Raw genomic sequence first — 18,987 nt, 5'->3', positions numbered from 1 at the left:
CTCCCGCCCGCATCGGGCCGACGTCTGCCTCCCGATCGGCCGTCCGGGGGCGAGGAGATCATCCGAATGGCCGATCCGGCGACGGCGCCCGCTCCGTAGCATCGAGCCGATGTCCAGTCCTGTCACCGTCGACGGCGACCAGGTCCCGGCCGACCGGGACCTCCGCGGACCGATCGATGTCGCGATCCACGTCTCGTTCTACGTCCTGCTGGCGACCTCGACCGCCCGGTACCTGACCTATCACGGCGTCAGCGGCCGGTTCGTCATCGTCGCCGCCCTGATCGTCGCGCTGGCCGCGCTCTACGCCGTCACCGTGCTCCTGTCCCGCCGGGCCGCCGTCTGGCAGCCCTGGGTGTGGCCGGTGCTGACCACCTGGGCGGTGCTGGTGTGGCTGGCGCCGAGCTTCGCGTGGTGCGCCTTCCCGATGTTCTTCCTCTGCACCCGCGCGTTCTCGAACAGGACGGCGTACCTGATCGTTGCGGCGCTCGCCGTGGTCACCAGCGTCGCCTTCTTCAACTTCAGCGGCCGGACCGAGTGGGCCGTGCTGATCGGCCCGATCTGCACCGGCGCGCTCGTGGTGATCGCGTACGGCCAGATCGAACGGGACAGCCGCGAGCGGGTTCGACTGCTCGAGCAGGTCGCCGAGGCGAAGACCCGGCTCGCCGAGACCGAACGGGACACGGGGGTGCGCGCCGAACGGGACCGGCTGGCCCGGGAGATCCACGACACCGTCACGCAGGGCCTGACCAGCAGCCTGCTACACCTCGAGGCCGCTGCCGAACAATGGGACCGACCCGGCTCCGAGGCCCGCGAGGAGGTCGCGATCGCCACCGCCGCCCTGCGCGCGAACCTGGCCGAGACCCGGAACCTCGTGCACTACCTGGCCTCGCCGGACCTCGAGGCCCGGCCCCTCGACGCCGTCCTGCTCGACGCGGCCCGCGGCTACTTTCCGTCGGCGCGGCTGCAGGTGATCGGCACGCCGGTCCCGCTGCCCCCGGAGGTCGGGCACGCGCTGCTCCGGATCACCCAGAGCGCGGCCGCGAACGTGAAACGTCACGCGAACGCGCAGACTCTGGGGGTGACCCTGACCTACCTGCCGGAGTCCGTCGCCCTGGACGTGTTCGACGACGGCCGCGGCTTCGCGGTGAACGAGGTGGCACCGGCCTCCGCGGCGGGCGGGTTCGGCCTGCACGCGATGCGGCAGCGGGCGGAGTCGCTGGGCGGCACCCTCACCGTGGAGAGTGCCCCCGGCGAGGGCACCGTCGTCGCCGCGCTGATCCCGGCGGGCGGCGCGCGATGAGCACGATCACCGTGCTGCTGGTCGACGACCATCTGGTGGTGCGCGCGGGCCTGCGGGCACTGCTGGACTCGCAGCCCGACATCGAGGTGACCGCCGAGGCCGAGTCCGGCGAGCAGGCCGTCGCGACGGTCGCGGAGCAGGTACCGGACCTGGTGATGATGGACCTCTCCCTGGGCGCGGGGATCGACGGCATCGAGGCGATCCGGCGGATCCGGGCGGCGCACCCCGACCTGCCGGTGCTGGTGTTCACCACCTACGACACTGACGCCGACGTGGTCCGCGCCGTCGACGCCGGCGCCATCGGCTACCTGCTCAAGGACTCGACCCCACCGGAGATCTTCGGGGCCGTCCGGGGCGCGGTCGCCGGCCAGAGCGTGCTGTCCCCGCCGGTTGCCGCCCGGCTGCTGCACCAGATGCGCCGGCCCGACGAGGCGCTCACCGCACGCGAGGCGGAACTGCTCACCCTGCTCGCCGAGGGCCTGACCAACAAGGAACTGGGCAGGCGGCTGTTCATCAGCGAGGCCACGGTGAAGACGCACCTGGCGCACATCTACGCCAAGCTCGGCGTGGACAGCAGGGCGGGCGCCGTGTCGGCCGCACTACGCCGCGACGGGATCCGCTGAACGCTCGAACACCGCCCGACCCCGCCTGTCGGTGTCCCGTCCTACCGTCGGGGTCCGATCCGACGGAAGGCACTAGAGATGAACGAACCGGACCCGATCATGACCGCGATCACGGCCGCGCAGCAGTTGGCGACCGTGGGCGACCGAGCCGGCGCCCGGGCGGCCTTCGCGACGCTGTGGGAGCAGGTCGGGCCCGACGGGGACCCGCCGACCGGTTCCCGACAGCGCAGCGGGGTCCCCGGAGGCCCTGACCTCCGCTAGCCTGTGGTGATCCGCGGGCGGCTGTAGCCGCCGGGGGAAGATGCAGTCACCGAACAGTAAGAGGAGCCCGTGGCCCGCCGACCCACCCCGCTTGGTACACCGCAACCGACCGGCCTCGCGCACGTCGCCGACCTGGTCCGTAGCACGATTCCGCCGCTGCACCCGGCCGGCCTGCCGTTCGTGCTCACCCCGCTCGCCGTCGCCGCACTCGCGCGCCGGCACCGGTGGGTCCGCCGCACGGCGCTCGCCGCCGCGGGCGCCAGCGCCGCCTTCTTCCGGCACCCGCACCGGGTCCCGCCGAACCGCGCGAACGTCGTGGTCTCCCCCGCCGACGGCGAGGTCGCGCTGGTCGACACCGCGGTGCCGCCCGCCGAGCTGAACATGGGTGCGAACCCGGTGCCGCGGGTGAGCATCTTCCTGTCCGTGCTCGACGTGCACGTGCAGCGCAGCCCCGTCGCGGGAGAGGTCCTCGCCGTCGTGCACAAGGCGGGCAAGTTCCTCTCCGCCGACCTCGCCGAGGCCAGCGACGCCAACGAGCGCAACTCGATGCTGCTGCGCACCTCGGGCGGCCACGAGATCGCCGTCGTGCAGATCGCCGGGCTCCTCGCGCGCCGGATCGTGTGTGACGCCAAGGTCGGCGACCGACTGCCGATCGGCGACACCTACGGGCTGATCCGGTTCGGCTCGCGGGTCGACACCTACTTCCCGGAGGGCACCACCCTGATGGTCGAGCGGGGACAGCGCGCCGTCGGCGCCGAGACTGTCCTCGCCCAGCTTCCGTGAACGGGCCCCGCCGCGTCGCCACCAGCGGGCTGCTGCTGCTGCCGAGCATGCTGACGATCCTGGCCCTGTGCGCCGGCCTGTCGTCGGTCAAGTTCGCGCTGGACGGCGACCTCGGCTCGTCGCTGGCGATGATCGGGGCGGCGGCGGTGCTGGACTCGCTCGACGGACGCATCGCCCGGATGCTCGACGCCACCACCAAGATCGGCGCCGAGCTGGACTCGCTGTCCGACGCCATCTCCTTCGGTGTCGCCCCCGCGCTGGTGCTCTACGTGACGCTCCTCGACGGCACCAACGCCGGTTGGATCGTCGCGCTCGTCTACGCGGTGAGCATCGTGCTGCGACTGGCCCGGTTCAACACGCTGCTCGACGACGACACCGCGCCGGCCTACACCAGCGAGTTCTTCGTCGGGGTGCCCGCGCCCGCGGGAGCCCTGATCGCCCTGGCACCGATCGCGGCGTACCAGCAGTGGGGCGACGGCTGGTGGTCGTCGTTCTGGGCGGTGGCCGTGTGGACCGTGCTGTCGGCGGCGCTGATCGTCAGCCGGATCCCGACCCTGGCGATGAAGACCTTCTCGGTCCCCCGCCGGATGGCGGCGCTGCTGCTGATCGGCGTCGCGCTGACCGCGGCGGCGCTGATCACCTACCCGTACGTGCTGCTGATCGTGCTGGTGGCCGCGTACCTGGCGCACATCCCGTTCGCCGTCCGCTCCAAGCGCTGGGTCGCCGCCCGGCCCGAGGTGTGGGACGTCAAGCCGGCCGAGCGCCGTGCCATCCGTCGGGCACCCGACGGGGTCCGGCCCGGTCGCTCCGCGGCCCGGCTCGGCCTGCGGCGCCCGCGCTAGGTGTAGTTCCTGGCACCGTTTCGGACACCGACACAGCCGAACAGCGAGAGACCCCGACCCCGGCGCGGGGCCGGTGGTGGTTGCAGTGATGCACCCACCGCCGGCAGGTCGCTGTACTCGCCCGCGAAGAAGGTGTTGTCGCGGTCCCAGAACGCAGCGGCGGCCCCAGTTCCGTTCGTACCGGGTACGGTCGTCGACGGGGAGGCAGCTCCTCGAAGTCACGCTCGAGCCCGGCACCCGCGACTGCAAGGTCACCAGCGACGACCCTGCACGGCCCGTACGCCGACGAGGACATCGCCTTTGACCCGATGAAGCCGTCCGCCATCCAAATTGGCCACGTCTTGTCCGAAACCGAAACTGTCTGAACCAAGATGACAGCTGGCCGTCTCGCAAGCGGCATCGTGGTGACCTGGTGACTCATCGGGCGCGGGACGTCCGATCGTCAATGGACTCCTGAGCCTTCTGTTCGTGGGGCGGAGGCCTGCAGGTTGCGACTGGTGCGGAGCCGGTGGCATCACGCTGAGATCGGCCGAGGTGCTTTGGCGTCCGGTGGCGGCGATGGAGATGATCTCGTCGTGGCCACTCAGCGCCTCCGGGTTGGGTCGGCTATACCACCTCGAAATCAGGTTTCCGAAGCTGCGAGCGTCATCGCCGCCCGTGCCGTCGCCAACCCGTCAGAGCAGGAACCTCCGTCGGCACCGGATACGGGGCTACTCGAGGAAGGTGGGGTTCGACTACGCCCACTCGCTCGTCGACGAACACTCCCGGCTCGCCTACTCGGAGGTCCTCCCGGGCGAAAAGGGCTCCACCTGTGCGGGTTTCCTGCTCCGCGCGATCGACTACTTCGCCAGTCACGGCATCACGAGAATCGAGCGGCTGATGACCGACAACGCCTGGGCCCACCGGTGGTCGCTCCGGGCGGTCTGCGCTGAGCACGGAATCCGGCAGAAGTTCATCAAACCGCACTGGACCGACGAGGGCGCCTGTGCCCTATCGAGGCCGCACCAGGCGTCACGCCGGCGAAGAAGTCCGCGCGGCAACCCTACCTACTGCCCTGATGTGAATGACGACTGATCGCCCAGCGATTCAAGGCAATCGCCGGACGACCAGTCGTCATTCCCTGCTGATGGTGCTCCTGCTCAGTGCGATCCCCCGAGGAGGCGATCGCGGAGCGCGTTCTTCTGGATCTTCCCGGTGGCCGTCGTCGGTAGCGTCTCGATGAACTCGACTCGGGTCGGCGTCTTGAATCCCGCCAAGCGCTGCCGGGTGAATGCGATCACCTCATCGGCTGTCGCCGACTCCCCCTCCTTCAGAACGACGAAGGCGACAGGTGTCTCGCCCCACTTCTCGTGCGCTGCACCGACCACCGCCACATCGCGGATCTCGGGCATCCTGGAAATCGCAAGCTCGACCTCCCTGGAGTAGACGTTCTCGCCGCCGCTGATGAGCATGTCCTTCTTCCGGTCGACGAGGGTGAGGAAGCCTTCCTCGTCGGAGAAGCCCATGTCCCCGGTGTGGAACCAGCCGTCACGAAGTGCGCGCGCGGTCTCGTCGGGGCGCATCCAGTAGCCCGCGAACACATTGTCGGCGCGCACAAGCAGTTCGCCGACGGTGCCCACCGGCACGTCCCTGTCCAGTTCGTCGACCAGCCGGGTTTCGATCCCGAACAGCGGCCGCCCGATCGAACCCGCCTTCTCGCGGACGTACTCGGAATCGAGCAAGGCGACCGACGGCGAACACTCCGTCATCCCGAACCCCTCGCGGAAGGGAATTCCGCTGCGAGCGAGGAAATCCAGGACCGAGGCCGGTGCCGGTGCGCCGGAGGTGAGGGCACATTCCAACGAGGACAGGTCGTAGCTTTCCAAGTCCGGGACATCCATGATGGCTTGCCACATCGTCGGCACCAGCAGCAGTTGTGTTGCCCGTTCGGCGACGACGGCGTCGAGAACCGCCACCGGGTCGAACGACGGCATGATCACGTTGCGCCCACCCATGTAGATGAAGGGCAGGGTGTAGAGCCCCAGACCTCCGATGTGGAACATCGGAAGTGCCGTCACGGTGACATCACACGAGCGCAGGCCGAATGCCGAGACTACGGCGGCCGCGTTCGCGCGGAGGTTCTCGTGGGTGATCATTGCGCCCTTGGGGCGGCCAGTGGTTCCGGACGTGTACATGATCACTGCCACGTCGTGACGGTCCGTCATCGACGTCACCGGCGTCGGATCAGCGGTGGAGAGAAGGGCGTCGTACTCGTCGCCGAGCGCAATGATCTCGCGCACGCAGACTCCCGGTTCGTTCACCGCCTCCCGGGCCTGGGTGAACGCGGCATGCACGAAGAGCAGGTCCGCGCCGAGATCGGCCAGCACGTAGCCGATCTCGGGCGCGGCGAGCCGCACGTTGATCGGGGTGAAAATCGCGCCGAGCTTCGCTGCGGCGAAGAGGATCTCGAGACAATCCACCGACGTAGGTATGACCGCGGCGATGCGGTCTCCCCGCCGGATACCGAGCCGATCCCGTAGCTGGTTGGCCAGCCGGTTCGTGCGGTCGTCGAACTCCCGGTAGGTCCATGAGCGATCACCAGACACGAACGCGACCTTGTCACCGCTCAACTGGGCGCGATGGGAAGCCCAGTCACCGATTCCCTGCATTCATCGACTCCTTCGAAATGGACGGACCAGGTCCGTCAACGACCTTGGGGGGTGACGCGGTCAAGGATCGCCGCAAAGTCCACGCCGCCCGGAAGCGTGCCGTAGACACTGCCACGATCGCCGTCCAGACGGGTGGCGATGAATGCGTCGGCCACGGCCGGGTTGCCGAACCGGACCAGCAGCGACGCCTGTAGTACCAGCGCCATTCGCTCGATCACGCGGCGCGCCAGAACTTCAGCGTCGGCCAGATTCGTCAGTTGAGCACGGAGCTCGCCGACCGCGCGCTGGATGCTCGGCTCCGGTCCGGCGAGCGCGACCTCGCCGAAGAACGCATCGACCGTATCCGGGCTCTTGGCCATTGCCCGCAACACGTCGAGCGCCGCGACGTTGCCGCTGCCCTCCCAGATTCCGTTGAGCGGGGACTCACGGAACAGGCGTGGCATCTGCGATTCCTCGATGAAGCCGTTGCCGCCGAAGCACTCCATCGCCTCGGCCGCGTGGGCCGGCCACCGCTTGCACACCCAGTACTTTCCGACTGCGAGCGCCAACCGCAGGAAGCGTGACTCCGCCTCGTCCCCGAGCGTGGCGCGGTCGTGTGCGCCGGCGAGGCGCATCATCAGCAGCGACGCTGCCTCCGACTCCACCGTCAGGTCGGCCAGGACATTGCGCATCAACGGCTGGTCAATGAGATGGCTACCGAAGGCCTTTCGGTGCGTGGCGTGGTGTGCCGCCTGGGTGACACCGCGACGCATGCCCGACGCGGCGCCGATCAGGCAATCGAGCCGGGTCATGTTGACCATCTTGATGATCGACGGTACGCCGCGGCCTTCTTCACCGATGCGCCACCCGATGGCGTTCTCGTACTCGATCTCCGCGGACGGGTTCGACCGGTTACCCAGCTTGTCCTTCAACCGCATCAGGCGAACGTTGTTGCGGGTGCCGTCCTCGAGGACCCGAGGCACGAGGAAACAGGTGACGCCGGCGTCCGTCTGTGCCAGCACGAGGAACAGGTCGGCCATCGTCGCGGAGGTGAACCACTTGTGGCCGACGATCCGGTACGACCCGTCCGACTGGAGGGTGGCGCGGGTGGTGTTGGCGCGAATGTCGGATCCGCCCTGCTTCTCAGTCATCGACATCGTCGCGAGCAGGCCCGGCTTCTCGAGCGGAGACCTCAGTCCGCCCTCGTAGAGGGCATTGGACAACAGCGGCTCGTAGACTGCCGCGAGTTCGGGGGTGTCTCGCAGTGCCGGCACCGAGGCGTACGTCGCCGAGATCGGGCAGGTGTGGCCGGCCTCGACGTTGCTCCACACGTAGAACTTGGCGGCGCGCGCGACATGGCTTCCGGCGCGGGGATCGCTCCACGGCGCGCCGTGCATCCCGTTGGCCACGGCGGTGGACATCAGTTCGTGCCATGCCGGGTGGAACTCAATGTCGTCGATGCGGTGGCCGAAACGATCGTAGGGCTTCAGAATCGGCGGATTCTCGTTCGCGAGTCGACCCCACTCCTGAACCTGCTCGGTACCGGCGAGCGCGCCCAGGCTGCTGACGTCGTCGATCGCCCACTCGGCGCCCTCGCGGGCGAGCCCCTCGAGCAAGGTCGCATCGTCTGCGACGTTGTGGCCGTAGAGCGGTACGGACTGGTTGAACACCTCGTGTGTCTGCATGACTGCCTCCTTCGACTGTCTCGAACATTACAGATTCGAAACAGATGAAGTCAATGGGTAATATTTGTCAGGTGGAGTGGTCCACCTCCGGGATCGAGACGAACTCCTCCTGATACGCGCCCCACATCGAATGCACGCGATCCGCCGACCACGACTCGGGCCGAAGTTCCTGTGGCAGAACCGGATCCTCGAGAAGATGCCGAACAATCGCGGTGGCGACGGTGAACCGGTCCACCGTGCCCTCGGCCAGTTCCATCAACTCGAGCAGCCTTTGCGACTCCGACTCCCACGCCGGGAGGTCCCAGAGAGATGCGACCAGCTCACCTGCGTCGCGACCCGGTTTCCCGGTCAGGACCTCGACGGGCGCGTCATCCAGGTCGAGTGCTCGCGTCAGGTTGGCCGGGCGCAGCCAGACCCCTTCGCGCAGTTCGGCCAGCCGGAGTCGCGAAAGTCGCGTGCGAAGAGAGGCACGGTCACCGGGGTCGCGGCCGGTACCGACCACGACGACGATCTCCCACTCGCCGCTCCACGGCCGTGTCCCCTGCGCGACCTCGTGCAACACGCGCTGACGGCGTTCGAGGAGCGGTTCACTCAATCGAAACCCGTCGGGTGTGCGTTCCAGGTCACCGCCGGAAACCAGCCGCGTCAGTGCAACCCGCGCCGCAGATTCCTTGATGCCGAACGCACCTGCGGCACGCACGATCTGTGCCGACGTCGGTCGCGCCGGGTGATTGCTGACGAGGAGACTGAGGATCACGCCCCGAGCGGTCAGTCCTGGAAGGTCGATCATCCGAGCACCAACTCAATTGAAGGAGCGCGGAGGAGCCTCGGCTTCCTGCGCACCACGGAAATTCCGAGATGGTGCGTATGAGCGAAGCGTTCCGGACGCTCGAAGCTCCGGCGCGACGTGATCGGCGCTGCCACTGGCGACGCACAAGTCAACGGGCCAACAGTTCCATGGGCGCCAGATTCCGAAGCTCCGACAGGCCTTCGTCGGTCCGGAACCCACATCACAGTAGACGCAAATGCACAGCTGAAGAACATGGTGGCTATTCTGCAACGTTCGCCGACGGCGCCACCGTTGCGGCAACCGGACCGTCGCCGAGATCCGCCACTCGACGGCCTCCGCGCCCGCATTGTCGGTCTTCGTCGCGGCCACCGCCTGGCCGATCAGTTGCGGATCGGCCTGGGTGCCCCGGACGAGCGCGATCCAGGTGTAGTTCCCGGGGACGTGCGGACATCGACACGGTCCATGGGTGAGAGACACCATAACGTTCGGCCTTCCGTTGGTATGCGGCCGATACGGACGGGTCCGCCTGTGCATGACCTCACCGAACGCACCCGTGTCGCCGATGACCAGCTCCGACTAGGAGACACGCCCTGGAGGCCATGCCGGGCGGTGTCCGTTCCGCCCGATATGGTCGTGCCCCATGCGAACTATGCGACGACGGTGGCTGGTCGGTGCGGCACTCCCGGTGCTCGCCCTCGTGGGGGTGACGGCCGCACCCGCCGCCGCCATCCCGCCTGCCACCCCGGCACTGCCTGCCCCGCCGGACGCGGGCTCGTCGAGCGTGCCGGTCGGGGAGGACTCCGAGGTGACCTTCGACTCGGGTGGGCTCACCTTCCACGGCAGTCTGCGCGCCCCGGCGCAGCCGAAGCCCGGGGTGGCCGCCCTGCTGCTGCCCGGCAGCGGTCCCACCGATCGCAACGGAAACCAGACCGGAATCGTCTCCGACACCCTTCGCCGCATCGCCGACGGACTGGCAGTGCAGGGCATCGCGAGCCTGCGGTTCGACAAGGTCGGAGCGGGCGCGACCGGTCTCGCGGGCCTGACGCCGGAGCAGCTCGCCGAGTACGGGTTCACCGACCAGGTCGACCACGCGGCGGCCGCCGCCGAGCTGTTGACCGAACGCACCGGCGTGCCCGCCGAACGGCTGGTGCTGCTCGGCCACAGCGAGGGCGGGCTCACCGCACTGGCGCTGGCGCACCGCGGCATCGGGCACGGCGGGCTCGGCCTGCTGGCGCCGCTGCCGATGCGCTACCTGGACCTGCTGTCCGCGCAGCTGCACACGCAGCTCGACGCCGCGGTCGGGTCCGGCCGGATGCCCGCCGCAGACGCCGACGCGGTGCGCGCGAGCCTGCGCGCGAGCGTCGAGTCGCTGCGCACCACCGCGACCGTCCCGGCCGAGCAGGATCCCACCCTCGCCCGGGCCGGGCTGAACTCGACGAACGCGCGATTCCTGGCCGAGGCCGACGCGCTCGACCCCGTCGACCTGGCCGCTTCGGTCGCCGCCGGCACCCCGGTGCTGCTGACCTGTTCGGACAAGGACCTCAACGTCAGCTGTGGTCAGGTGACGGCCCTGCGCGAAGCCCTCGGGCACGCGAACACCACCTTCGCGCACCTCGCCAACGCGAGCCACCTCCTCGACGAACTCGGCCCGTTCCCCCCGAGCACCCTGGACGTCCTGGTGCCGCTGCCGGAGTCGACGGAGTTCGCCGCGGTACTGCGCGACTGGTCGGCTCAACTCGGCGGCTGACGGCACTAGGCTGGTCCGCGTGACCACCCCGGAACTCACGCTCACCGCCCGGTTGAACACGTCCGCCGCCGACGCCCGCCGCGGGGTGGTGCGTCTGCACCCCGAGGCACTGGCCGCACTCGGGCTGCGGGAGTGGGACGGCATCGCCGTGATCGGCGCCCGCCGCACCGCCGCCGTGGTGGCCCGGGCGCCGCGCGGGACACCCACCGGTACCGCACTGCTGGACGACGTCACGCTGTCCAACGCCGCGCTCAAAGAGGATGCGCGGGTGGTGATCTCGCCGGTGACCGTGTACGGCGCGCGAGCCGTGACCGTGACCGGGTCCGCGCTGGCGGTGCAGTCCATCTCCGAGACCACCCTGCGGCAGGCGCTGCTCGGCAAGGTGCTCAGCGTCGGTGACACCGTCTCGCTGCTGCCCCGCGACCTCGGTCCCGGCACGTCCACCGCGGGTGCGACCCAGTCACTCTCGCGCACCTTCGGCGTCGCCTGGACCTCGGAACTGCTCACCGTCGCCGCGGTGGATCCGGCGGGTCCGGTGAGCGTGCAACCGAACTCGGCCGTCGGATGGGGCGCCGCGGGCGCGCTCCCGGCCGCGGCGCCTGCGGGCATCGCGGCCGTCGTCGCCGCGTCGGCACCGGCCGCGGCGAGTCCAGCTCCCCGGGCCGCGCCGCCCGCCGTCGCGGACCTGGTGGGCGTGGGTGCCCAGGCGGGCAAGCTCACCGAGTGGCTCACGCTCGCCCTGGACGAGCCGGAACTGCTACGGACGCTGGGGGCCTCACCCCACCTCGGGGTGCTCGTCACCGGACCGGCGGGCGTGGGCAAGGCGACGCTGGCCCGCTCGGTCCTGGCCGGCCGTGCCGTGACGGAACTCGACGGGCCCGCGGTCGGCGCGCTCGACTCCGCCACCCGCCTGCAGCGAGTGACCGATGCCGTCGCGCGGGTCGCCGGCGGGGCGGGCGGTGTACTGCTGGTCACCGACATCGACGCGCTGCTGCCCGCGCCGCCCGAGCCGGTGTCCACGCTGATCGTCGACGAACTTCGACGGGCCGTCCAGACCGCAGGCGTGGCCTTCGTTGCCACCACCGCGCACCCGGACGCGCTCGACCCCCGGGTGCGCGGCCAGGACCTCTGCGACCGCGAACTCACCCTGGCCCTGCCGGACGGCGCACAGCGCCGGGCGCTGCTCGAACTGCTGCTCCGGAAGGTCCCGACCGGCCACCTGACCCTCGCCGAGATCGCCTCACGCGCACCGGGGTTCGTCGCAGCCGATCTCGCCGCCCTGGTCCGCGAGGCGGCACTGCGGGCGGCCTCGCGCGCCAACACCACCGGCGAGGACCCGGAGCTGCGCCAGGAGGACCTGGTCGGGGCGCTCGAGGTGATCCGGCCGCTGTCGCGGTCCGGCACCGAGGAGCTTGCGGTCGGCAGCGTCACCCTCGACGACGTCGGCGACATGGTCGAGACCAAGCAGGCCCTCACCGAGGCGGTGCTGTGGCCGTTGCAGCACCCGGACTCGTTCGCCCGGCTCGGGGTGGACCCGCCGCGCGGGGTGCTGCTCTACGGCCCGCCCGGCTGCGGCAAGACGTACCTGGTGCGGGCGCTGGCGAGTTCCGGCCAGTTGAGCGTGCACGCCGTCAAGGGTGCCGAACTGATGGACAAGTGGGTCGGCGCCTCGGAGAAGGCGGTACGCGAATTGTTCCAGCGCGCACGCGATTCCGCTCCGTCACTGATCTTCCTCGACGAGGTGGACGCGCTGGCACCGCGGCGCGGGCAGTCGTCCGATTCCGGGGTGAGCGATCGGGTGGTCGCGGCGCTGCTGACCGAGCTCGACGGTATCGAACCGCTGCGCGACGTGGTGGTGCTCGGCGCCACCAACCGCCCGGACCTGATCGATCCCGCGCTGCTGCGCCCCGGACGCCTCGAGCGCCTGGTGTTCGTGCCGCCGCCGGATGCCGAGGCGCGCAAGGAGATCCTGCGAACCGCGGGCCGGCCGGTACCGCTCGCGTCGGACGTCGACCTGGACGCCCTGGCCGTCGACCTGGAGGGCTACAGCGCCGCGGACTGCGCGGCGCTGCTGCGGGAGGCCGCGCTGGCCGCCATGCGCCGCAGCGTGGACGCCGCCGACGTGACCGCCGCCGACATCGCCGCGGCCCGTGAGGCGGTGCGGCCCTCGCTCGACGCCGAGCAGGTCGCGCACCTGCAGGCCTACGCCGACCGGCGCTGACCTGTCCGAGCCCGCGCCCGGTCGGGACGCAGCGGACTCGGGCGCCGTCTCGCGTTACTGCCAGCGGGCGAGCAGGGCGGTCGCGTGCGCGGACAGGGCGCCCTGCAGCAGCGGACCGAAGCTGACCCGGCCGACGCCGAGGTCCGCGAGCTTCGTCCGGTCGCCGGCGGCCGGATCCGCAATCGCGTTGACCGGCAACGGCAGTGCTGCCGTCAACTGCCGCTGCACCTCGTCGGTGTGGAACCCGACGGGGTACAACACGTCCGCGCCGGCCTCCGCGGCCAGGGTCAGCCGCGCGATGGCGCGCTGCACGCGGTCCGCCTCGTCGCCGACCTGCTTCAGGAACAGGTCGGTGCGCGCATTGATGACGAGGTGCACACCGGACGCGTCCGCGGACCGGCGCAGCGCGCCGACCAGGTCCGCGTGCTCCTGGGCCTCACGCAGCCGGCCGCCCTCCCGGTGCACGGTGTCCTCGATGTTCAGTCCTACCGCGCCCACCTCGATCAGCCCGTTGATCAGGGTGTCGGGGTCGAGTCCGTAGCCCGACTCGAGGTCCACGGAGACCGGCAGGTCCACGGCGTTGGTGATCTGCGCGACGCGGATCATCACCTCCCCGAAGCTCATTCCCTCGTTGTCGGGCTTGCCGAGCGAGTTGGCGACCGGATGGCTGCCGACGGTGAGCGCCTGGAAACCGGCCTGCTGCGCGAGGTCTGCCGACCACGCGTCCCACACGGTCGGGAGAATCACCGGATCGCCGGGGCGGTGCAGCCCGAGCAGGGTGGTGGCCTTTTCGGTGATCGATGTCATGCCGGCTCCTCGCGTGTGTGTGAACGTGAAGATCGTGGCACGCCAGCCGCGTCGACGCGACATTGGCGCGCCCGTCGGCAACTGTCGGTTAGCGTCGGCAAATGCCTGTCGATGCCCGCGCGGCCCTCTCCGCGCTGACCGCACTGCTCGGCGGCGCACTGGCCGCCTTCGTCCTCACCGCCCCGCCGGGCGGGCGCTGGTCCGTCTCCGCGTCCGATCGCGAGCTGGACCGGTACATCAGCGCGCAGCCGACCGGCGTCGCGATGGGGGTGGTGCTGGCGGTGGTGGTGTACCTGCTGCTGCAGCACCGAGGGTCGCGGCGGCTGGCGTGGGCGACGATGGCGGCTGGTACTGCGGTGCTGGTCAGTGGCCGGTTCGCCGTGGTGGGGGTGGCCGGACTGGACGGGCTGACCGCGCTGCACTACCTCAAGACTGCCGCCGCGGGCGCGATCCTGGGCGCGGCGGTGGCGGCGGTGTGGGGGCGACGGGTGGGCCAGCTGACGCTGACCCTCGGCGTGACGGTGGTGTTCCTCGCGGCTCCGGTGTTCGGGTCCGCCGCGGTCTCGTACAGCACGTCCGTGATCGGCGAGCCGTCCTGGTGGCTGCTCGCGGCGGTCGGGGCGGGCGCGGTCGCCTGCGCAGTGGTCCGGGACGAGGGCAGCCGGGTCCAGCGGGCCGGCGCGCACGAACTGCGAGTGGCGCTCGCCTCGGCGGTCGCGATCGCGGTGTCGAACCGGCTGCTGCTGGCCTGGATCGGGCAGCAGCCGGTGGACGCCTCCAGGTCCACCGCGTGGGCGGTGATCGCGGTGTCGGTCGCGGTGGTGCTGGTGACGACGGAGGTGTGCGCCCGGATGGTCGACGGGCCGGACGGCCGGTTCCTGTTGGGCGCCACGGCGATCGCGGCGGCCGCGACGCCGGTGCTGGCGGACCTGCGGGTGCCGCGACTCGGGGTGGCCGATTTCGGCGTGGCCCCGTGGGTCGCGGTGACGGTGGCCGTGCTCTCGGTCGCGGTCGGGCTGCGGGCGTCGATGCGCTGGCGGCTCCCGCTCGCCGGACTCGCGCTGGCGGCGGTGGTTCCGCTGCTCGCCGCGCTGCGGCCGGACCTCGGCAACAGCGGCGCGCTGCTGCTGGTGCGACTGGCGCTGGTGGGGGCCGGGGCCGGTCTCGCCCTGGGCGCCACCGCGCCCGGAGCCGCCGCGTTGGCCGCGACGGGACTCGGGATCCCGTTCGTGTCCACGGTCTTCTACGCCGTCGCGACGGTGCCCACGACGCGCACCGTCTTCGGCGGCAGCTACCAGCCGCTGCCGGGCGTCGAGACGAGCCGGGGCCCGGACGCCGTCCTCGACCGCGAACTGCTGTCCATCCCGCACTACGACGACCGGCTCACCGGCATCGTGCTGCTGGTCGCGGTGGCCTTCTGCGCGTTCGGGATTCGAGCCCTCGGCCGTCCCCGGACCGCTCCCGCCCCCGATGCCCCCGACGCCCCCGACGCCGCATGACCAACCGACTCGACACCGCCGTCGACCGCCGGGTGGTCACCGCCCTCGAAGTCGTCATCGCCTTCCTCGTCTCGGCGACCGCGGGCTGGGTGCTGGTCGCGCCCGTCGCGGCAGGCTACGCAATCGGCGGGACCCGAGGCGAGCTGCAACTGGTGGCGACCAGCCGGCCGTTGGCCGCGGCGATCGGCGTGGTGCTGGCGATCGCGACTGCGGCACTCCTCTCCCGCCGCACCGACACCCGGGCGGCCCGGCCGGTGTCCCTCGTTGGCCTCTCGGTGATCGTCTGGGCGACACTGGTGAGCGACCAAGTGCAGCAAGTGGAATGGGTGATCGCGCAGCCGTACCTGTCCGGTGTGGGGGCCGGCCTCGCCCTCGGCGGCTGCGCGGTGGCGGCCGCGGGACATCGGTCGTCGTCGGCCGCGCTCGCCGGTGGTGCGCTCGCGGCATTCCTGCTCGCGGTCGACATCACCCAGACTGCGGCCATGTCCGAGGGCAGCGGCTCGACGGCGTACTCGTTGGACGGGCTGAGCGGCCTGGTCGCCGCCCCGTCGTGGTGGCTGTTGCTACCCGCGGTGGGCTTCTCGATCGCAGGCGCCATGGTGGGGCGTCGAGCATCGAATGCACTTGCGCCGCAGCCGTCCCGGGCGGTGGTCTCGGGACTGATCGTGGTGGTGGCGGGTTTGGGCACCAATGCCGCGTTAGTGGCGCATCACGACGGCTGGGCGGTGGCGGTGCCCGCGCTCGCGGTGTTCGCACTGGCCGTGATGTTCGCCGCGTACCGCCTCGACGGCCGCGACGGCCAACTGCTGCTGACCGCGACCGCGGTGGCGGCCGCGGGCGCGACGATGATCGCTGGAGCCGGCATGACCTGGATCGGCGTGGCGATCGTCGCCGCGACACTCGCCGTCGGTCTGGTGGTCGGCCTCCGGTGGCCGCGGGCCACACTGGCACTGGTGCTGCTCGCCGCGATCTCCGCACTGGGGATGGTCGCGACGAACGACCTGTGGTTTGTCGACGGCATCCGGTACCTCGCGCTGGCCCCTGTCGCCGGCTACGCGCTCGGGTCGGCGACGAGAACCTCCGCGGCGTCCGGCGTCGTCGGGGTGTCGGTGCTGTTCGTCCCGACCGCGCTGAGCGTCGCCGGGCAGGGCTCTGAGTCCGACGACTACTGGGGCAACCTGTCGCCGGTCGCGATGCTCGAGCGCGGCATGATGTCGCCCACTCCCCCGGATCCACGCGGCCTCGCGCTCGTCATGACCCTGGTGGTCGTCGGCATGGCGGTGGCCCTCCGGGTCCTGCGGGCGCGGCGCCCGGAAACCGAGCCGGTCTCCGCCGCCTAGGAGCGGTATCGACTACCGGCAATGCCGACTAGGAGCAGTGCCGCGCGGCCTTGGCCGCCTCGACCTGTTCGTCGGTCAGCGGGGGGATGTCCAGCGCCGAGCGCCCGAACCCCTCGGCCCGCATGCCGTCGAGCATGATCGCCAGGTAGCGGCGCCAGGCCTCGGGCGCGACCGGTCGGGCGAAGTCGATGACCGCGTCGACCATGCAGCTGACCGCGAACAGGTCGTTCACCTCGAGGTCGGGGCGCAGCACGCCCGCGGCCTTGGCCCGCTCGACGAGCTTCTCGATGGCGGGGCCGATCCGCTTGCGCGCGCACGCGATCTGCTCGCGACCGTCGTCGATGCTGAAGAAGACGTCGCCGAGCCCCCGGTTCAGAGACATCCACTCGCAGGTCAGGGCGAGGAAGTCGACCAGGGCCTCCCATGGGTCCTCCTGCAGCAACGCCGCGTCGGCCGCCTCGGCCATGTCGTCCATGCGCTGCTCGAAGACCCCGTCGACCAGTTCCTGCTTGCAGGTGAAGCGCCGGTACACCGTGCCGACGCCCACCTTTGCGTGCCGGGCGACGTCGTCGAGGGTGATGTCGATGCCACGGGTCGCGAAGAGGTCGGCCGCTGCGTCGAGAATCTTGCGCCGATTGCGTTCGGCGTCGGCGCGCAGCCTGCGCCCTGCTGTGACGGTGCTCACGATCCTCATTCTGTCATCCCTGGTAGCTCGATTCTGCCAGCCCCGGAAACCCGACATCTCGGGCAGTCCGCAAAAGGAGGCCGAAATTAAGTGGAGACATCTCCTCCGCTTGGGCGTACGGTGACCTAAGTGGAGATTACTCCTCCATTTCAACCTCGGCACTCAGACGCAGCGGTGCAATCAGACGCCTGGCCCTCGCAGACGCCGGCACCACCGAATCCATGGAAGGCGTTCCCATGACCACCACCACGATCGATCCACTGGAGACCGGGCGGGGCGAGCAGACCAGAGAGCACCGCCTCCGCTGGTTCGTCCTGGCCGTCATCGGGCTGGCACAGCTGATGGTGGTGCTGGACGCCACCATCGTGAACATCGCCCTGCCCGCGGCGCAGCAGTCGCTCGGGTTCTCGGACGGCGACCGGCAGTGGGTCGTGACGGCCTACGCCCTGGCCTTCGGCTCGCTGCTGCTGCTCGGCGGCCGGCTCAGCGACCTGTTCGGCCGCCGCAACACCTTCGTCATCGGGCTGGTCGGCTTCGCCGTCATGTCCGCGGTCGGCGGGGCCGCGGTGAACTTCCCGATGCTGGTCGCGGCCCGGGCCGGCCAGGGCGTGTTCGCCGCCCTGCTCGCACCCGCGGCGCTGTCGCTGCTGGCGACGACCTTCACCGAGCCCGGCGAGCGGGCCAAGGCGTTCGGCATCTTCGGCGCGATCGCGGGTGCGGGCGGCGCGGTGGGACTGCTGCTCGGCGGGGTACTCACCGAGTGGACCTCGTGGCGTTGGAGCCTGTACGTGAACCTCGTCTTCGCCGCCGTCGCGCTGGTCGGCGCCCTGACGATGATGGCGCCACACAAGTCCGAGCACCGGCCCCGCCTCGACATCCCCGGCACGATCACGGTGTCCGCGGCGCTGTTCAGCATCGTCTACGGCTTCTCGCATGCGGAGTCGCACGGCTGGTCCAACAGCGCGACGATCGCCTGGCTGGTGGCGGGTGTCGTCGGGTTGGCGGTGTTCGTGGTCATCGAGATGCGCGTTGCACACCCGCTGCTACCGCTGCGGATCGTGCTTGACCGCACCCGCGGTGGGGCCTACCTGGCCATGTTCGTCACCGGCTCCGGCATGTTCGCGGTGTTCCTGTTCCTGACCTTCTACCTGCAGACCGTGCTGCAGTACAGCCCGATCGTCACCGGCCTGGCGTTCCTGCCGATGGTCGCGGGCATGGTGGTCTCGGCGACCACCGCCACCGGGGTGCTGCTGCCGCGGGTCGGGCCCCGGTTGCTGATCACCACCGGGCTCGTCGTCGCCGCGCTCGGCATGGCGCTGCTCGCCCAGCTCACCGTCGACAGCACCTACGGCCTGCACATCCTGCCCGGGCTGATCCTGCTCGGCACCGGCATGGGCATGGTCTTCGCACCCGGCATGCAGGGCGCGATCACCGGCGTCGAACCGGAGGACGCCGGCGTCGCCTCCGCGACGGTGAACACGATGCAACAGGTCGGCGGCTCGATCGGCACCGCGTTGCTGAGCACGGTCGCGGCCACCGCGGCGACCGACTACCTCACCGGCCTGGAACCCGGCCCGCAGACCATGGCGATGGCCGCGGTGCACAGTTACACCACCACCTTCTGGTGGGCGGCCGCGATCTTCACTGCGGGAGCAGTGATCTCGGCGTTCCTGCTGCCCGGCGGGAAGCTGCCCGCACCGGCCGAGGGCCAGCAGCTGGCAATGGCGCACTGAGCCCGGGCTGCGCGCCGCAGCCCAGCCACGGCGCAGACCGGTTG

Annotated in this window: 15 protein-coding genes and 2 pseudogenes; 11 read left to right on the top strand and 6 right to left on the bottom strand. The window is 70.6% G+C overall.

The window, feature by feature from the left end; genetic code table 11:
• Positions 1 to 109 precede the first annotated feature (109 nt).
• From RT2_RS00080 to RT2_RS00055, 6 genes and pseudogenes are all read left to right on the top strand, one after another.
• Positions 110 to 1,300, top strand: coding sequence for a sensor histidine kinase (locus tag RT2_RS00080; RefSeq protein ID WP_072842490.1), 1,191 nt, complete (start codon positions 110 to 112; stop codon positions 1,298 to 1,300).
• Positions 1,297 to 1,923 (top strand): response regulator, encoded by a 627-nt coding sequence (locus tag RT2_RS00075; RefSeq protein WP_072842489.1) that lies wholly within the window; start codon positions 1,297 to 1,299, stop codon positions 1,921 to 1,923. Before RT2_RS00080 ends, RT2_RS00075 begins: the two co-directional genes overlap by 4 nt.
• Before the next feature lie 78 nt (positions 1,924 to 2,001).
• Positions 2,002 to 2,184, top strand: coding sequence for a hypothetical protein (locus RT2_RS00070; protein ID WP_072842488.1), 183 nt, complete (start codon positions 2,002 to 2,004; stop codon positions 2,182 to 2,184).
• 69 nt (positions 2,185 to 2,253) lie between these two features.
• Complete coding sequence (locus RT2_RS00065; RefSeq protein WP_072842487.1) at positions 2,254 to 2,967, top strand: phosphatidylserine decarboxylase; 714 nt, start codon at positions 2,254 to 2,256, stop codon at positions 2,965 to 2,967.
• A 47-nt stretch (positions 2,968 to 3,014) separates the two neighbouring features.
• Entirely contained in the window at positions 3,015 to 3,809 is a 795-nt protein-coding gene (locus tag RT2_RS00060) for a CDP-alcohol phosphatidyltransferase family protein (RefSeq protein ID WP_072842806.1), read from the top strand.
• Between the two features lie 723 nt (positions 3,810 to 4,532).
• Positions 4,533 to 4,775: pseudogene (locus RT2_RS00055) on the top strand (DDE-type integrase/transposase/recombinase); the annotation flags it as partial.
• Positions 4,776 to 4,948: 173 nt separating this feature from the next.
• Here the strand turns inward: RT2_RS00055 and RT2_RS00050 are convergent.
• From RT2_RS00050 to RT2_RS26770, 4 genes and pseudogenes are all read right to left on the bottom strand, one after another.
• On the bottom strand, positions 4,949 to 6,457 hold the full coding sequence (locus tag RT2_RS00050; protein WP_072842486.1) for an acyl-CoA synthetase: 1,509 nt from the start codon (positions 6,455 to 6,457) through the stop codon (positions 4,949 to 4,951).
• A 35-nt stretch (positions 6,458 to 6,492) separates the two neighbouring features.
• Positions 6,493 to 8,121 (bottom strand): acyl-CoA dehydrogenase family protein, encoded by a 1,629-nt coding sequence (locus tag RT2_RS00045; protein WP_072842485.1) that lies wholly within the window; start codon positions 8,119 to 8,121, stop codon positions 6,493 to 6,495.
• 67 nt (positions 8,122 to 8,188) lie between these two features.
• Positions 8,189 to 8,716: a hypothetical protein gene (locus RT2_RS00040; RefSeq protein ID WP_245709312.1), complete on the bottom strand. Its 528-nt coding sequence runs from the start codon at positions 8,714 to 8,716 to the stop codon at positions 8,189 to 8,191.
• A gap of 3 nt (positions 8,717 to 8,719) precedes the next feature.
• Positions 8,720 to 8,911, bottom strand: a pseudogene (locus tag RT2_RS26770) (PaaX domain-containing protein, C- domain protein); the annotation flags it as partial.
• A 640-nt stretch (positions 8,912 to 9,551) separates the two neighbouring features.
• Here RT2_RS26770 and RT2_RS00035 point away from each other — a divergent pair.
• Positions 9,552 to 10,658 (top strand): alpha/beta hydrolase family protein, encoded by a 1,107-nt coding sequence (locus RT2_RS00035; RefSeq protein ID WP_083576971.1) that lies wholly within the window; start codon positions 9,552 to 9,554, stop codon positions 10,656 to 10,658.
• A 19-nt stretch (positions 10,659 to 10,677) separates the two neighbouring features.
• On the top strand, positions 10,678 to 12,879 hold the full coding sequence (locus tag RT2_RS00030; protein WP_072842483.1) for an AAA family ATPase: 2,202 nt from the start codon (positions 10,678 to 10,680) through the stop codon (positions 12,877 to 12,879).
• A 54-nt stretch (positions 12,880 to 12,933) separates the two neighbouring features.
• On the opposite strand, the gene RT2_RS00025 is transcribed toward RT2_RS00030, so the two are convergent.
• Positions 12,934 to 13,686: an isocitrate lyase/PEP mutase family protein gene (locus RT2_RS00025; RefSeq protein WP_072842804.1), complete on the bottom strand. Its 753-nt coding sequence runs from the start codon at positions 13,684 to 13,686 to the stop codon at positions 12,934 to 12,936.
• A 101-nt stretch (positions 13,687 to 13,787) separates the two neighbouring features.
• Here RT2_RS00025 and RT2_RS00020 point away from each other — a divergent pair, with 101 nt between their 5' ends.
• Positions 13,788 to 15,185 carry a hypothetical protein gene (locus tag RT2_RS00020; RefSeq protein WP_072842482.1) on the top strand — a complete coding sequence of 466 codons (1,398 nt, stop codon included), beginning with the start codon at positions 13,788 to 13,790 and terminating at the stop codon, positions 15,183 to 15,185.
• Positions 15,182 to 16,525 (top strand): hypothetical protein, encoded by a 1,344-nt coding sequence (locus tag RT2_RS00015; protein WP_072842481.1) that lies wholly within the window; start codon positions 15,182 to 15,184, stop codon positions 16,523 to 16,525. The genes RT2_RS00020 and RT2_RS00015 overlap by 4 nt, the downstream gene beginning before the upstream one ends.
• Before the next feature lie 28 nt (positions 16,526 to 16,553).
• Here the strand turns inward: RT2_RS00015 and RT2_RS00010 are convergent, their stop codons facing one another.
• A complete protein-coding gene (locus RT2_RS00010; protein WP_072842480.1) occupies positions 16,554 to 17,219 on the bottom strand; it encodes a TetR/AcrR family transcriptional regulator in 666 nt (221 codons plus the stop codon).
• A 227-nt stretch (positions 17,220 to 17,446) separates the two neighbouring features.
• Between RT2_RS00010 and RT2_RS00005 the strand changes: the two genes are divergently transcribed.
• Complete coding sequence (locus RT2_RS00005) at positions 17,447 to 18,943, top strand: DHA2 family efflux MFS transporter permease subunit (protein WP_072842479.1); 1,497 nt, start codon at positions 17,447 to 17,449, stop codon at positions 18,941 to 18,943.
• Positions 18,944 to 18,987: the final 44 nt, after the last annotated feature.

The organism is Rhodococcus tukisamuensis NBRC 100609 (genome assembly GCF_001894985.1).
In the GTDB taxonomy this organism is placed as follows: domain Bacteria; phylum Actinomycetota; class Actinomycetes; order Mycobacteriales; family Mycobacteriaceae; genus Rhodococcus_G; species Rhodococcus_G tukisamuensis.
The sequence above is the reverse complement of the archived record's forward strand: the minus strand, read 5'-3'. Positions and strand labels throughout refer to the sequence as shown.

Coding starts and splice junctions, on each gene's coding strand:
- RT2_RS00035 (WP_083576971.1), top strand. CDS start 9,552: ATGCGAACTATGCGACGACGGTGGCTGGTCGGTGCGGCACTCCCGGTG.
- RT2_RS00050 (WP_072842486.1), bottom strand. CDS start 6,457: ATGCAGGGAATCGGTGACTGGGCTTCCCATCGCGCCCAGTTGAGCGGT.
- RT2_RS00070 (WP_072842488.1), top strand. CDS start 2,002: ATGAACGAACCGGACCCGATCATGACCGCGATCACGGCCGCGCAGCAG.
- RT2_RS00020 (WP_072842482.1), top strand. CDS start 13,788: ATGCCTGTCGATGCCCGCGCGGCCCTCTCCGCGCTGACCGCACTGCTC.
- RT2_RS00080 (WP_072842490.1), top strand. CDS start 110: ATGTCCAGTCCTGTCACCGTCGACGGCGACCAGGTCCCGGCCGACCGG.
- RT2_RS00015 (WP_072842481.1), top strand. CDS start 15,182: ATGACCAACCGACTCGACACCGCCGTCGACCGCCGGGTGGTCACCGCC.
- RT2_RS00075 (WP_072842489.1), top strand. CDS start 1,297: ATGAGCACGATCACCGTGCTGCTGGTCGACGACCATCTGGTGGTGCGC.
- RT2_RS00060 (WP_072842806.1), top strand. CDS start 3,015: ATGCTGACGATCCTGGCCCTGTGCGCCGGCCTGTCGTCGGTCAAGTTC.
- RT2_RS00010 (WP_072842480.1), bottom strand. CDS start 17,219: ATGAGGATCGTGAGCACCGTCACAGCAGGGCGCAGGCTGCGCGCCGAC.
- RT2_RS00025 (WP_072842804.1), bottom strand. CDS start 13,686: ATGACATCGATCACCGAAAAGGCCACCACCCTGCTCGGGCTGCACCGC.
- RT2_RS00045 (WP_072842485.1), bottom strand. CDS start 8,121: ATGCAGACACACGAGGTGTTCAACCAGTCCGTACCGCTCTACGGCCAC.
- RT2_RS00005 (WP_072842479.1), top strand. CDS start 17,447: ATGACCACCACCACGATCGATCCACTGGAGACCGGGCGGGGCGAGCAG.